This window comes from Halothiobacillus sp., from assembly GCF_027346185.1.
Classification (GTDB): Bacteria; Pseudomonadota; Gammaproteobacteria; order Halothiobacillales; family Halothiobacillaceae; genus Halothiobacillus.
Window position 1 is genome coordinate 1 of sequence record NZ_DAIESY010000045.1, and the last position, 14,129, is coordinate 14,129.

Consider the following 14,129-nt stretch of genomic DNA (forward strand, 5'->3'; position numbering starts at 1 on the left):
AGAAACCCGCTATTCAGCGGTTTTCCGGATAGGGGCAGGCACTTCCGGGCTGTGGTTGGGGCGGTGGTTCAATCCAGGTGTGCGCTGGCGAGTTCAAAGAATACGAAGCGACCTCCTTCGACATTCTCCCTCAACGTAGCGCCGTGAATGAGCGCATAGTCTGCGTAGCCGGGGATGGCGCCGGCCCTGTGGCATTCGCGCGCGTTTTGCCAAAAGCATGAATGAAAAACGCCGTCACTTGGACGGCGTTGGACACCCTTGGGGGTATTGTTGGTGGTGTAGTCGCCATCGGGTTCAAACCGCGCCTGTAATGCGATTGCGGAAGTGTGCGGATTGGTGCGGAACATTGCAGGATCAGAATGTTGCCGTCAGTCGTCCCTCTGGCTTTTGCCTTCAGTTGGCGCTGTCACCATATTCCGGTTAACCATCACATCAGTTCGATTCCATCCGCGCAGTCGAACCCGAGTATGCTTTCTGAACCAGTATAGTAGCGCAAGGACCTTGAGGGTGTGAATTCGATTATTCGCTCAACTCGCGGAACGCGCCTGGTGTGGGATTGCCTGGTCGATATCGTCGCAGCATACAAAAAACGCGTCTTGCAAGATTAACCAAACCAATCCGTTGACTACCATTCGTTCCAGAGCTTTACGGCCCCTTCAATGAACGCATCACAGTTCGTCTGCTGCCAACAAGTGTGGTGACCGTTTCGCAGCAGGTAATACTGCTCGTTTGCGCACACGAGGTTCGTTTTCGAGGCCTCCTGACGATACCAATTCAAGGTGTTGACTAAGCAGTCCTGATAGCTGGTTGCTAGCTTCTCGTTCGGCACGTTGGTAGCCAGCCTTCGTCAGTGGAAAGTGGAGTAAGAGTCAGGGCGTAGTCGAGCTATCTCCCTGCCTCTCCTCCCCGAACCGGACTTGCACCTTTCAGCGCATCCGGCTCTCCGTTCAAGCGTTGCTCATAGCAAAGGCGACATCGGCATAGCGCGATTCGATGGTGTTGCGTGTCTCATTGCGCATGATGTACGGATTTTCCGACGGGCTACGCCACCTGAATTGACCCTTCCGACTGGTAACAAGACGCCGAAGCGCCACCGACCCATACCAACCGCGACTGTTTTGGCCCTGCAGCACCCATGTCGCAGCCCGTCCCGGCTCCGGCGCCCGGACGTAGTCGCGCATCAGCGTCCTGAACCCGCGCCGATACCTGCGCGCGAGCCAGTATCCGAATTTCCAGAAGACCGTGTGGTCCAGCTTTCTGAACATGGTGGCCGTGTAGTCAGTGTATTGATAGAAGGCGGCCCAGCCGGCAATCTGCCGATTCAGGCTGTCCATCAGGTCCATCCGGTTCATGCCGTAGTTGCCCGACAGTTGTTTGACTAACCGCTCGGCGAAGCCCCGATACTTTTCCCACGGAATGGTCGTCACCGGCCGCATGCGGCCGCGTGGTCCGCGCTTACGAATGATCCGGTGACCGAGGAAGACGAAGCCGTCGTTCACGTGGGTGATATGGGTCTTTTCCATATTCAGCGTGAGCTTCAATTTGCCTTCGAGGAACTCGCGGCATGCTTCGCGCACTGCCTCGGCATGTTCACGAGTTCCCTTGACCACGATCACAAAGTCATCTGCATACCGACAGTAGGCGATAGCTGGTTTCCACTGCCGGTTTTCTCGTACAGTAATGGGACGCTGCTTGAGAATCGCGAAGTTCCACGCCCACCGATCTTTCCGCACCTTCTTGCTCAGATAGTTCCTTTCCATCCATGCATCGAATTCGTGCAGCATGATGTTGGATAACAGGGGTGAGATGACACCGCCCTGGGGAACGCCTTCACTCGCGGCGCGAAACAGATCACGATCAACGCAGCCCGCCTTGATGAACCTCCATAGCAACGCAAGGAAACGCTGGTCGGCAATTCGTTTGCGGATTCCCTTCAGAAGAAGGCGATGATGGACGGTGTCGAAGTAGCTGGCGAGGTCGCCCTCGATGACCCAGCGACCGGAGACACTGTGTTCGCCACTGTCCTGCAACTGAAGCTTCACCGTGCGAATTGCGTGATGTACGCTACGGGCAGGTCTGAAGCCATATGAAGCCGGATGGAAATCGCTCTCCCATATCGGCTCCATCGCCATCAGCATGGCCCGTTGCACGATCCGATCCCGCAGGCTCGGAATGCCAAGCGGTCTGAGCTTGCCGTTGGGGGTGTCCCGAATTTTGTGTAAACGGGGTTTCTCTCCTGCTACATCATTCGGTCTTCAAACTGGATAGTAAACCGATTTAGCGCAGCCTTCCAATCCCGGATCGGCATCGTCCATTTCCGACTGATGTTATTCAGTGCAAGGTAAAACAGTTTCAGCAATGCCTCATCGCTCGGAAACGAGCCCCTGTTCTTGGTTATCTTGCGCAGGCTCATGTTCACCGATTCGATCGCGTTGGTGGTGTAGATCACCCGCCTGATTTCCGATGGATAGTCGAAGAACGGGATGATGCGCGTCCAATTACGCCGCCAGGATTGAGCAATGGGCGGATACGCCTCGCCCCATGCCTCCTCGAATTCGGCCAGCCGCTGTTCAGCCTCTTCAACCGTGGCTGAAGCATAGATGGCCCGCAGCCCTTCAGCCACTTCCTTGCGCAGTTTCCAGCTCACATAGTTCAGGCTGTAACGCACCAGATGGACGATGCAAAGCTGCACGTCGGTTTTGGGAAACACGGTCTCAATAGCTTCGGGGAATCCCTTCAACCCGTCCACGCAGGCGATGAAGATGTCCTGCACGCCTCGGTTCTTCAGCTCGGTCACCACCTGCAACCAGAATTTGGCTCCCTCGGTCTGGGCGATCCAGATGCCCAGCAACTCCTTCTCTCCAGCCATGTTGATGCCTAGCGCCAGATAGACGGCCTTGGCACGCACCGACCCGGCATCGCGCACCTTCACATGGATGCAGTCCAGGTAGACGATGGGATAAAGCGCATCCAGTGGGCGGGATTGCCATGCCTTGACCTCTTCAGATACCGCATCGGTCACAGAGGAAATGAGCGTGGGCGAGACCTCCGCGCCATACATCTCTTCGAGATGGGACTGGATCTCCCTCACCGTCATGCCGCGGGCATAGAGCGACAGGATCTTCTCGTCGAAACCGTTCCATCGGGTCTGGTGCTTGGGGATCAACTGCGGTTCGAAGCTGCCGTGGCGGTCCCGTGGGATCTCTACGGGCAACTCCCCGAACTCGCCCTTGAGTGTCTTGCGGCTCTTGCCGTTGCGGGTGTTTCCTGCGGGATTGATAACTGGTTCGTTCTTGGCGTGGCCCAAGTGAGCTTCCATCTCGGCTTCCAGGGCACGCTCCACCAGTGCCTTGGTGAGCTGCTTGAGCAGGCCGTTCTCGCCAATCAGGTCTTCGGGTTTCTTGTAATCAGACAGCAGGCTGTCGATCAAGTCTGCGGGCAATCCTTTTGATACGGTCATTTCCACTCCTAACAATATTCCGGCAGTTTCCTGCCAAATGACCGTTTACACAAAAATTCTTACACCCTCCACCCCCAGCCGTAACCATCCATATGACCCCACATGTCGACCTCCTTGCTAAAGCCGCGTGCTGCGCAGACGCAGCGCATCGGCGATCACCGACACCGAACTGAAGCTCATCGCTGCCGCTGCGATGACGGGCAAGAGCAGCAAGCCGAAAATCGGATACAGCACGCCCGCCGCAACGGGAATCCCCAATACATTGTAGACGAAGGCGAAGAACAAATTCTGGCGGATGAAAGCAGACCGTCCGCGATCACGATGGCTTTTTTGCATAATTTCGCCTTGCAACCCGCAGGCCATTCGCCACCGCCAGCAACTCGCTCGCCTCGTGCACCAGCACGGTGAAAGCGATGCTCAATATCCCGCTCAGCGCGAGCGGAATCATCACTGCCAGCACCACCACAGAAAACACAATATTCTGCACACTCACGCGCCGGGCCTTGCGGCCCAGCCGCAAGGCATCCCCCACCTTGGCCAGATCGTCGGCCATCAGTGCCACGTCTGCCGCTTCAATGGCGGCATCACTGCCCGCCACGCCCATCGCAACACCGCAGGTGGCAGCGGCCAGTGCCGGGGCATCATTGATGCCGTCACCTACCATCAGCACGTGCCCATATTGCCGCTCCAGTGCGTGTACGGCATCCACCTTTTCGTGCGGCTTAAGACCTGCGCGCACCTCGGCTATGCCCAGCGCATTTGCCACTACCATTGCAGCCCGCTTGTTGTCGCCTGTAAGCATCACCACTCTCATGCCTTGTGCCTGCAATCCTGCCAGCGCCTCGCGTGCGTCCTCACGCACTTGATCACGCAAGGCAATCAGGCCAATAATTCCATCGCGCTTACCCAGCAGCACCACGGTTTTACCTTGGCTTTCCAGGTCATCAATCGATTTTTGTACCTGCGACAGATCTACGCCCAGACCGGCAAATAGTGAAGGGCTGCCTATATGCCAGGTTTCCCCCAGCACTTCTCCCTGTGCGCCGGCACCAGCGAACGCTTTAAAAGCTACCATTGCTACTGGCGTTCCTCCTTTTTGCAACGCCTCCGCCACGATGGCGCGCGCCAATGGATGCTCGGAGTAGCGCTCCAGCCCGGCGGCGATGCCGATCATTTGCAGCACGCCACCTTGCAGGGGCACGACGTCCGTCACCACCGGCTTGCCGTGCGTGAGCGTGCCGGTTTTGTCGAAAGCCACCACCTTGATCATGCCCAGATGCTCCAGATGCGCGCCGCCCTTGATCAGGATGCCGCGCCGGCCCGCCGAGCCGATGCCAGCGGCCATCGCCACCGGCATGGACATCACCAGCGCGCAGGGCGCCGCCGCCACCAGCAGCAGCACGGCGCGCCGTGCCCAATCGTCAGGCGGCAGGCCAAGCACCCACGGCACGGCCAGCAACAACACGGCACCTGCCAGCACCGCTGGCGTATAGCGCCGCCCGAAACGCTCGATCCACTGCTGAGCCTTGCCTTTCTGCTCCTGCGCTTCTTCCACCAGATGGATGATCTTGGACAGGGTATTGTCGGCAAATCCTGCCGTCGCTTCGACTTCCAGCGCCCCCTGGCGGTTGATGCTGGCAGCGAACACGGCCATGCCCGGCCCCTTGTCCACCGGCACCGACTCCCCCGTCACCGGCGATTCGTCCAGGCTGGAATTTCCGGCGCTGATGATGCCGTCGGTGGGCAGCGCCTCGCCGGGCCGCACCAGGAAGCGGTCGCCCGCCTGCAGGCTGGCAGCCGGCACCGTTACTTCCTGCCCGTCCTTGAGCAGGCGCGCTTCCTTGGGCGCCAGATCGAGCAGCGCGCGGATGGCGGAACGGGTGCGGGCATAAGTGTATTCTTCGGTGCCTTCCGCCGCGCTGTACAGGAACACCAGCGCCGCCGCCTCGTCCCACAGGCCGAGCAGCGCAGAGCCAACGGTGGCCGCCAGCATCAGCATGTCGATGCCGACTGCCCGCTCGCGCATCAGCTCCTCCAACCCTTCACGTATCCAATAGTAGCCGCCCGACAGCATCGCAAGAAGATACAGGGCAATTTCGCCCTCATGCCCGATCAGCCCAGAATGTGCGGAAAGATATCCCGCTCCAGCCAGCACACCGCTCGCCAGGGCGTTGCGCAGCGGCGGGAAACGCCACCAAGGGCCGCTGAAGCCATCCTCGCCGTGGCAGCCGCAGCCCGCTTTACTTTTGTTTTCCTCACTCATGGCTACCCCCCAGAATGGGGATCGCAGCAGTTATATCGCTGACGTAAATCCAGCCCGCCTCGGCTTGGCCGGTGCGGGCGGCACGATCGATGATGCCCACCAGTTCGTCAACTTGGCGATCTTCACAGATCAACTCCAATCTGCATTCGTTGATGACCGCTTCGGCCAATTCGACAGAATAGTGTTGTTCCTTGGCATCCACCGCCTTGAGCAGGCTTTGCACCGGGATGACGGCAAGATTGCGGCAGCCAAGCGTTCCGTCCGTGTTGCACAGCCCTGACTCCTTCACAGCGCGAATCACATCGGCGATGCGGTGGTTGTGTATATAAGCCTTGATTTCTTTCATGGAAGATTCTCCTGTTTAGTGATTGCGTGCGACCAATTCAGGCCGCACGCTGCTGGTTTACTTCGCCTGTTTGCATTCGCGGCGTGTCTCCACCCACTCATACATCAGCGGCAACAGCAGCAAGGTCAACGCAGTGGAAGTGAACAGACCGCCTACCACTACCGTCGCCAGCGGTCGTTGCGTCTCCGCCCCGACGCCGCTGGAAAGCAGCATCGGCACCAGGCCGAAGATGGCGATTGACGCCGTCATCAGCACCGGCCGCAGACGCAGCGCAGCGCCTTGCTTTACCGCCTCCCTGATCGACAGCCCCTGCCGCCGCTGGTCGTTGAGGAAGGACACCAGCACGATCCCGTTCAGCATCGCTACCCCGAACACCGCGATGAAGCCGATGGCCGAGGGCACGGACAGATACTGCCCTGTGACGAACAACCCAATCACCCCGCCGATGATGGCAAAAGGCACATTGGCGATGATCAGTGTGGCGTAGGTGAGCGAATTGAACGCCGTATAGAGCAGGATGAAGATCAGCCCGATGGTGAGCGGCACGATCACGGCGAGCTTCGCCATGGCGCGCTGCTGGTTTTCGAAAGCGCCACCCCACTCGATCCAATAACCGGCCGGCATTTTTACTTCACGCTTGATCCTGTCTGCCGCCTCTTTCACGAAGCCGTCCACATCGCGGCCCTTCACGTCCATCTGGATCACGGCATAGCGTTGCAGCTGCTCTCGCCGTATGAAGGAGTAGCCTTCGTCCAGTTCCACCGAGGCCACGCTGGAAAGCGGCACCAGCGCGCCAGTCCGGGTTCGGATCGGGATGTTGTTGACGGCTTCCACACTATTGCGGAATTCGGGCGCAAGCCACACCTGTATGTCGAAGCGCTTCACACCATCGATCAGGGTGGATACCGCCTTGCCGCCGATACCGGCCTGCACAACATCCAAGATATCGTCGGCGTTCAATCCCAAGCGCGCCGCTGCGTCGCGGTTTACTTTCACCACCAGTTGAGGTTTCCCCTTGTTCGCTTCCAGAGAAAGATCGGTCACACCGGGCACTTTTTTCAGCACAGACTTGATTTCTGATGATAGACGATCGAGCGTGGTCAAATCTTCGCCATAGAGCTTCAAGGCCAGCGTGGCGCGCACCCCGGAAATGAGTTCCTCGACGCGCATCTGGATCGGTTGCGTGGCGGCGATGACGGAGGACGGCGCCTGTTTCTCCAGCACCTCCTGCATCTGTTGCGTCAACTCTGGAAAGGAAATCGATTTTGGCCATTGTTTGCGAGGCTTGAGGTCGACCAGGATTTCCATGTAGTTAACGTCCGCCGTTTCGCCTTTTTCTGCGCGTCCGATCGTGGCAAGTGCCGATTTCACCTGTGGGAACCGCTTGAGCGCCGTTTCAATGCCCTCGGAGATGCGGATCGATTCCTCCAGCGAAGTGGAAGGAATGCTGGTTACGCGGAACATGATGGTCCCCTCCTGCAGGGTCGGCATGAACTCCTTGCCGAGGAAAGGAAATAACGCGAGAGTCACGATCAACAGGGCAAAGGCACTGCCGAATACCTTGCGTTTGTTTTCCAGGGCCCAATCCAGAAGCGGCAGATAAAGCCTTTTCGCCCACTTCACCACGAAGGTGTCTTTCTCCTCTTTGGGCTTCAGGATTAACGCCGACATAACTGGCACCAATGTCATGGTCAGCACCAGAGAGCCGATCATGGCGAAGGTGATGGTGAGCGCCATAGGCTTGAACAGCTTGCCTTCCAGCCCGGTCAAGGAAAACAGCGGCAGGAACACCACGATGATGATCAGGATCGCGAACGCGGTCGGATTGATCACCTCCCGCGCCGCTTCTAAAATCACATGAGTCTTGTTGACTGTTTGTCCGACCTTGTGGCTAAGCAGGCGGAAGCCGTTTTCCACCATCACCACGGCGCCGTCCACCATCATCCCAATACCCACGGCAAGCCCGGCAAGGGACATCAGGTTGGCTGACAAACCCCATTGCTGCATCAGGATGAAGCTGATCAGCATGGCCAGCGGCAGGGCAATGATGACCACTACTGCAGAACGGATCTCACCCAGAAACAGAAACAGGATGATGGCCACCAGTACGGAGCCTTCGACCAAGGCGCTTTCGGCGGTCTTGATCGCCTTGTCGACCAGATCAGTGCGGTCGTAGACCGGTTTGATCGTCACGCCCGCAGGCAAGGCTTGCTGGACCGTCTTTAGTTTTTTCTTTACGGCATCCACCACGTCCTTGGCGTTCTCGCCGATGCGCTGCAAAGCCATCCCCAGCACCACCTCTTTCCCGTTTTTGGTAACTGCGCCGGTACGCAATGCGGGGGCTTCCTTGACATCGGCCACATCGCGCACATAGATAGGTGTACCCCCCCTTTCGGTAATGACGATGCCACCGATGTCCCGGGTGTTGGAGACCAGACCCAATCCCCGTACCAGATACTGCTCTTGGCCAAGGTTGACGTATTGCCCGCCCACCTGACGGTTATTGGCGGTCAGCGCCATCATCACTTCTTTGAAGGTCAGCCCGTACTTGATTAAGCGCTGTGGGTCGATCAGCACCTGATATTGCTTCTGGTCGCCTCCCCATGACATGACGTCGTCCACCCCGGGCGCGGTGCGCAGCACGAGCCGCACCGTCCAGTCCTGCAGGGTGCGCAGATCCATCCCGGAAAGCTTTTTGTCGGCCGATTCGATGGTGTACCAGAACACCTGGCCCAGCCCGGAACTGTTAGCCCCGAGCACCGGCTCGCCATAGCCTGCCGGAATGCGGCCCTTGACCTCCTGTAATTTTTCGCTTACCAGACGGCGGGCGAAATAGATGTCCACGTTGTCCTTGAAGTACACGCTGACATAGGACAGCCCGAACAGGGACACGGAGCGTATTTCCTCCACCCCCGGCAGGCCGGCCATGACGCCCTCTACAGGAAAGGTCAGCAGCTTTTCCACATCTTCGGCGGCCAGCCCGGATGCCTCCGTATAAATATTCACCTGTACCGGCGTCACGTCGGGAAATGCATCCACCGGTACTTCGCGCCAGGCCTTCACGCCCAGCATTACCACCAGCACGAACGCCACCAGCACCAGCACCTTGTAACGCAATGAGAGATCAACAATTTTGTTCAACATGGTCGCCTCCTAGTCCGCATCGCCGATTTGCGATTTAAGCAGTCGGGCTTTGAGCGCGTAGGCACCGCTCACCACCACACTCTCGCCCGCCGCCACGCCGGATTTAAGCACGGCATACCCTTGGGCACGTTCGCCCACTTCCACGGCGCGCGGCTCGAATCCGCCGCTCTCCGCGACAAATACCGCCGGTTGCCCCTGCAACAGCAACACGGCATCTTCCGGCACGAGCAGCGCCTTGGCGCCCGTCCTTGTGGTGTTTATCGCAGCAGTGGCGAACATTTCCGGTTTCAGCCTGCCACCCAGATTCGGCACTTCCACTCGCGCCTTGACCGTGCGGGTTTCCTTGTTCATCGTGCTGCTGATGTAGGTGAGCCGCCCCTTGAACACTTCGCCCGGATAGGCGGACACCGTGACGGCGGCCTGGGCGCCGACCTTGACCTTGCCCAGGTCTTTCTCGAACAGATCGCTTTCGATCCACAGGGTGGAAAGATCGGCCACGGTAAACAGGGATTGATCAATTGGTGCCAATTCACCCAGCACTGCTTTCTTCTCGATCACGGTACCTGCGAACGGTGCAGTGAGCGGGAACGTCGAGCCCGCCAGTTTTTCCGGATTTACCCCCATCATGTGCAGTTTGTCGGCAGCGGCGCGCAACGCGGCGCGTGCTTTTTCCTGCTCGGCGCGTGCGCGCAGGAATTCCTTTTCGGGAATAATATTGTCGGCGTTCAGTCGCTGTGCGCGGTCGAATCCGGCCTGTGCCAGCGCTGCCTCGCTCACCCCCTGAAGGTAGCTGGAACGCGCCTCGCCCAGTTCGATGCTGTCGAGCACCGCGAGCGTTTGTCCCGGCTTCACTTTGTCGCCCAGGCTGGCGTTCACCTTGACGATGCGGCCCGACATACGCGGAGCAACGTGGGCGAGCCGGTCCTGGTTGGCCTGGATGGTGGCGGTGACTACGACCTGTTCGGTTTTTTCCTGAAGTTCCAGTTTCTGCACCTTGATGCCCGCTGCCTGGGTTTCTTCGGCGCTCAGGGTGAGCAACTTCCCGGCGCCCTGTTTTTCCGGTGCAGGTGTTGTCTCGTTTTTGCTTGCTGGTTCTGCCTGTTTGGTTTCGGCTACACCATTCTCCGTGGCTTTGGGTTTGTCGCCGCACCCTGCAAGAAGGGTTGCGGACAAACTACCTACCAGTAACCAAAAGGCTAATCGCCCCAGGTTGTGTTTTTGTTGGTTGTGTGAGCTTTTCATGTCATGAATTCCTTGATTTTCGATTATGTTCAGCGTACTACGCGCGCAGGCTGCCATCCCGCCGCCGCTTCCAGGGACACTTGGGTCAGGCGCAGTTCGGTACGGGCGTCGAGCAGGTCGCGCTGCCCGTCCAGCACCTGGCGGTTGACCAGCAACAATTGCAATAGCCCAATTTCTCCCGCCCGGAAGGAAATGGAGGATAGATGCTGGTTTTCTTCCAGACTCGGCAACACCGATTCGCTTAACCGTTTGACGCGCGTCTTCAAGCCCACCCATCGCTGCCACAGCGCGAAAACTTGGGCGCGTACATCACGGGAGGCGGCCTGCTTTTCGATTTCGGTTTGGGTAAGATCGGTCTCGGCACGACCGATACCGGTCGCATTCCGGCGGAACAGAGGGATTGGTAAAGAAACACTTAAGGTTGCAACCTTGTTGTCAACACCCAACTCGCGACCATAACGCAAACTCAGCGTCACGTCCGGGTAAATTGAGGCGCGTTCCAGCGCAACCCGATCTCTTGCGACCCCCTCCCGGTAGTCCAGGGCACTTAAAAGCGGGCGATGGGCTGCGTTGGCCAGCAAGTCCTCCAACGTGTAAGAGGGAAGATCAGCGTCCAGCGGACCGGTAACTTCCGGCATTAGATCTGGAGCTATCTGGAGGAGGGCAGACAGGTCGGCACGCGCCTGCACAAGTTGCTCTCTCAATATGGATACCTGATTTTGGGCGCGTTCCGCTTCCACCTTGGCGAGATTTCCATCCAGACGGCTGTCTTCGCCAGCCTCGACGCGTTTTCTGACCGCAGTCGCCGCATCTTCGATGAGCTTGAGCATTGCTTCCTCGGTCCGGATGCGCAACTGGAGGCTAAGCACCTGCACAAAACGTTGCTCAACGTCTGCATGCACTTGGCGTTTCGTTTCAGCGATGTTTTCCTGGATTGCTGCCAAATTTTTCTCGGCTGCTCGTTGCCGTATGCCTTGCTGCCCTGCGATCTCAAGGGTCTGGGACAGACCTGACACTCCATCTTTGCTATCAATCGGTTGCCCCGTCTGTGAAACATTACGACTGCGCCTCTCGGTAGAAATCTGTGGGTTATTCCACAACAGCGCACTGGCATCGGTCATCTCACCTTGAGCCGCCGCAAGATTTGCCCGGGCCGAACGCAAGGCGGGGTTGGTTTGTTCAGCCTGTTTCCAGGCTTGCTCCAAAGTGAGCGGAGCCGACAGGGCTGAAAGTGGATAAAGAGAGGCGGATACAAACAAGAACGGTACGCCAATAAGGCGGCACATCAGCTGCATCCTGCTACGCAGGGTGCAGAAAATAGTGGCAAATTGCACGGTAACTCCTTCCGATATGCGTGCGCCACTTCACTTGTGGCGAGAGCGCACTCAAGACAAAATCAAAAAACCAATTTGGATCAAGTCTTAGGAAAGGAGTCGTGGTGGCCGGTAGTGGCTTTCGGGAAGAGAGGGAAGGGGAGATTGCTTATAGACAATGAAGTAATCGCCGACGACCTCAGTCAAGAGAGTCGAATGCAGAAAAAATATTCCAACGAAATGACCGACTGCGTGGCACCAGTGATTGCAAGGAATCTTTGGTGAAACAACTTTGGCAGCATCGGATTCTGTTGGAGAGTGATCAATGTCCATAGCCGCAGCCAAGCTGCGTTGCTCGTCGAACCACACATCTGCTACGGCTTCCTTGTTAAACGTCCAGCCGCCAGCATTAATCACGAGCGTAATCATGAGCAGGTAAACGGTCCGACGAATCAATCTATTCATGTCTTATCTTGTCTTCAAAGAGCATCATATCGAAGTGCAACCACGCCGGATCCCCGGCGTGGATTTTACCTTCAATGCATCCACATATAACCCTGTTGATCCATCATCTGTTCCATCATTTGCTGTTGCAAGCCCATGTACTGATCCATCATGTACTGGCGTTGTTTCAGTTGCTCCGGGGTCAGGCGCTGGTAATCACCCCACATCATCGGGCCGTTCATCATATGCCCACCCATCATGTGACCACCCATGCAGCAACCCATCATGCCTGGCCCCCGCATACCGTACATCATCCCCTGCGTGTTCTGCATGGTAGTCCAATGCTCCTGCAACAACTTCTGGCGCTCCTGGGGATCCTGGGTCTGGCGGATCTTATCCATTTGCGCTTGCATCTGCTTCATCTGCTCCTGAATTTGAACCATTCTCTTGTCGAAATCCTGGTCTGATGGCTTAGCCTGAGCAGCTTTTTTAGCAGTCTGAGCATCATCGGCAAAAGTTGGCATTGAAACCGGAATGGCCAACATCGCAAGCAATAAAATCTTCTTCATTTCTGTCTCCTTAGATGATTGAATCAAACAAAGAACTCGTGTTGATCGAGTCCTTCAACCCCGCTTCAAGTCCTCGCGTTTTTATAAGTACTCTTCGCGATTAATGTCTCCCCGAGCATATCGCTCCTCCAGGACTGCTAGCGCGTCGGGCTTTCTTTCACCATCCGGGGCATTCGAGCGACGATCACCCATCAGGTACTTCACCACCGCCAGCACCAGCAATATCGGAATCAGCCAGAAAAACGCCATCCCTATCCACCCCAACCAATGCCAGCCCATGCCGTAGCCTTCATAATTCATCCACGGGCTCCTCCAGTATACGTACTGAGTAAATTCACGCCTGCCTCAATGAAACCGCCATCATGCGGGGTCTCTCCTATTTAGCGGCATGTATCTGCATATAACCGAGGATTGCTTGCAATTCCTCTGGAGTCGGCGCGGCAATACCCATGCTATTGTTTTGCCTCATCCATTGCATGCGCGCATTCATGCGCCCTACCACCGGCGACCATCCAGGGGCACTGTGCAGAGCAGGAGTGGGAAGGCCATGACACTGCGTGCAATACTGATTGACTAGCCGCGCCCCTGCTGACTGGGGTTCCGGCAATTGCGCCGGATCTACGCCGCGCGGCATTTCTCCGCCCATCATCATGCCTTCCATCATGCCGCCGCACCGCCCATCCATCATGCCACCCCATCGACCACAGCACATGCCTTGTGCGAGTTTCTGTCCGGCAGCGCCTCCCTTCTGGAAAGTCTGCATCTCGAATGGATTTCCGTCAGCCTAGGCCACCTGAACTGTAGAAAGACAGATTGCAACCGCTGCGCGGACAGCCACGTTTGAAACAGTCTTGCTTTTTCCCATGATTCACCTCCGTGCCATACAGATCATTAAGAAAGACGGCTCTTGCAGAAAAACCTACAGAGCCTGCATTACCTTAGCCGTTACCCTTTTGATATTTCTAAACCGGCAATTAATTTAACCGGATTTTTCAAAGTAAAAACAACCGGACATCTCTGCAGCGCAAGCTCTTCCGCTTCTTTAATTTTTTCTTCCGGCGCATCGCTTACAATATGAAGAGTCACACGCACTTCTTCCATAACCGGATTGTCGCCCAACCCAAAAACACGTGTAAAATCAACATCAGCTTCAACACGTGTGGTAAGTTTTTTTATTTGAATCCCAAGCATGGAAGCCATGGTTGCAAATGTTCCGGTATAGCAGGATGCAAGCCCATAAAGACAATAATGCATCGGACCAGGAAGCGTGCCTCCGCCGCCCATAAACGTGGGATTATCTACTTTAAAAACAGTTTCTCCTCCTTCGAATTTGATAATGGATTGGAAC

Annotated in this window: 13 protein-coding genes and 1 pseudogene; all 14 read right to left on the minus strand. The window is 56.9% G+C overall.

What is annotated here, in order from left to right:
- Window positions 1-68: 68 nt before the first annotated feature.
- Window positions 69-347: an AF1514 family protein gene (locus M7R55_RS03485; RefSeq protein ID WP_298218548.1), complete on the minus strand. Its 279-nt coding sequence runs from the start codon at window positions 345-347 to the stop codon at window positions 69-71.
- Window positions 348-947: 600 nt separating this feature from the next.
- Window positions 948-2,213, minus strand: coding sequence for a reverse transcriptase domain-containing protein (locus M7R55_RS03490; RefSeq protein ID WP_366881154.1), 1,266 nt, complete (start codon window positions 2,211-2,213; stop codon window positions 948-950).
- A 26-nt stretch (window positions 2,214-2,239) separates the two neighbouring features.
- Window positions 2,240-3,460 carry an IS256 family transposase gene (locus tag M7R55_RS03495; protein ID WP_298218550.1) on the minus strand — a complete coding sequence of 407 codons (1,221 nt, stop codon included), beginning with the start codon at window positions 3,458-3,460 and terminating at the stop codon, window positions 2,240-2,242.
- Between the two features lie 117 nt (window positions 3,461-3,577).
- Window positions 3,578-3,757, minus strand: a pseudogene (locus tag M7R55_RS03500) (hypothetical protein); the annotation flags it as partial.
- Window positions 3,758-3,776: 19 nt separating this feature from the next.
- Entirely contained in the window at window positions 3,777-5,723 is a 1,947-nt protein-coding gene (locus M7R55_RS03505; protein WP_298218552.1) for a cation-translocating P-type ATPase, read from the minus strand.
- Entirely contained in the window at window positions 5,716-6,069 is a 354-nt protein-coding gene (locus M7R55_RS03510) for a P-II family nitrogen regulator (RefSeq protein WP_298218554.1), read from the minus strand. The genes M7R55_RS03505 and M7R55_RS03510 overlap by 8 nt, the downstream gene beginning before the upstream one ends.
- A 57-nt stretch (window positions 6,070-6,126) precedes the next feature.
- Window positions 6,127-9,213, minus strand: a complete 3,087-nt coding sequence (locus tag M7R55_RS03515; RefSeq protein ID WP_298218556.1) for a CusA/CzcA family heavy metal efflux RND transporter — start codon at window positions 9,211-9,213, stop codon at window positions 6,127-6,129.
- Window positions 9,214-9,222: 9 nt separating this feature from the next.
- Window positions 9,223-10,455 carry an efflux RND transporter periplasmic adaptor subunit gene (locus tag M7R55_RS03520; RefSeq protein WP_298218558.1) on the minus strand — a complete coding sequence of 411 codons (1,233 nt, stop codon included), beginning with the start codon at window positions 10,453-10,455 and terminating at the stop codon, window positions 9,223-9,225.
- Window positions 10,456-10,484: 29 nt separating this feature from the next.
- Window positions 10,485-11,789, minus strand: a complete 1,305-nt coding sequence (locus M7R55_RS03525) for a TolC family protein (protein ID WP_298218560.1) — start codon at window positions 11,787-11,789, stop codon at window positions 10,485-10,487.
- An 87-nt stretch (window positions 11,790-11,876) separates the two neighbouring features.
- Window positions 11,877-12,233: a hypothetical protein gene (locus tag M7R55_RS03530; protein ID WP_298218562.1), complete on the minus strand. Its 357-nt coding sequence runs from the start codon at window positions 12,231-12,233 to the stop codon at window positions 11,877-11,879.
- A gap of 71 nt (window positions 12,234-12,304) precedes the next feature.
- Window positions 12,305-12,781 carry a hypothetical protein gene (locus tag M7R55_RS03535; protein ID WP_298218564.1) on the minus strand — a complete coding sequence of 159 codons (477 nt, stop codon included), beginning with the start codon at window positions 12,779-12,781 and terminating at the stop codon, window positions 12,305-12,307.
- An 81-nt stretch (window positions 12,782-12,862) separates the two neighbouring features.
- Window positions 12,863-13,081, minus strand: coding sequence for an SHOCT domain-containing protein (locus M7R55_RS03540; RefSeq protein ID WP_298218566.1), 219 nt, complete (start codon window positions 13,079-13,081; stop codon window positions 12,863-12,865).
- 76 nt (window positions 13,082-13,157) lie between these two features.
- Window positions 13,158-13,544 (minus strand): hypothetical protein, encoded by a 387-nt coding sequence (locus tag M7R55_RS03545; RefSeq protein WP_298218568.1) that lies wholly within the window; start codon window positions 13,542-13,544, stop codon window positions 13,158-13,160.
- A gap of 182 nt (window positions 13,545-13,726) precedes the next feature.
- A partial coding sequence (locus tag M7R55_RS03550) for an OsmC family protein (RefSeq protein WP_298218570.1) occupies window positions 13,727-14,129 on the minus strand: 403 nt, incomplete at its 5' end.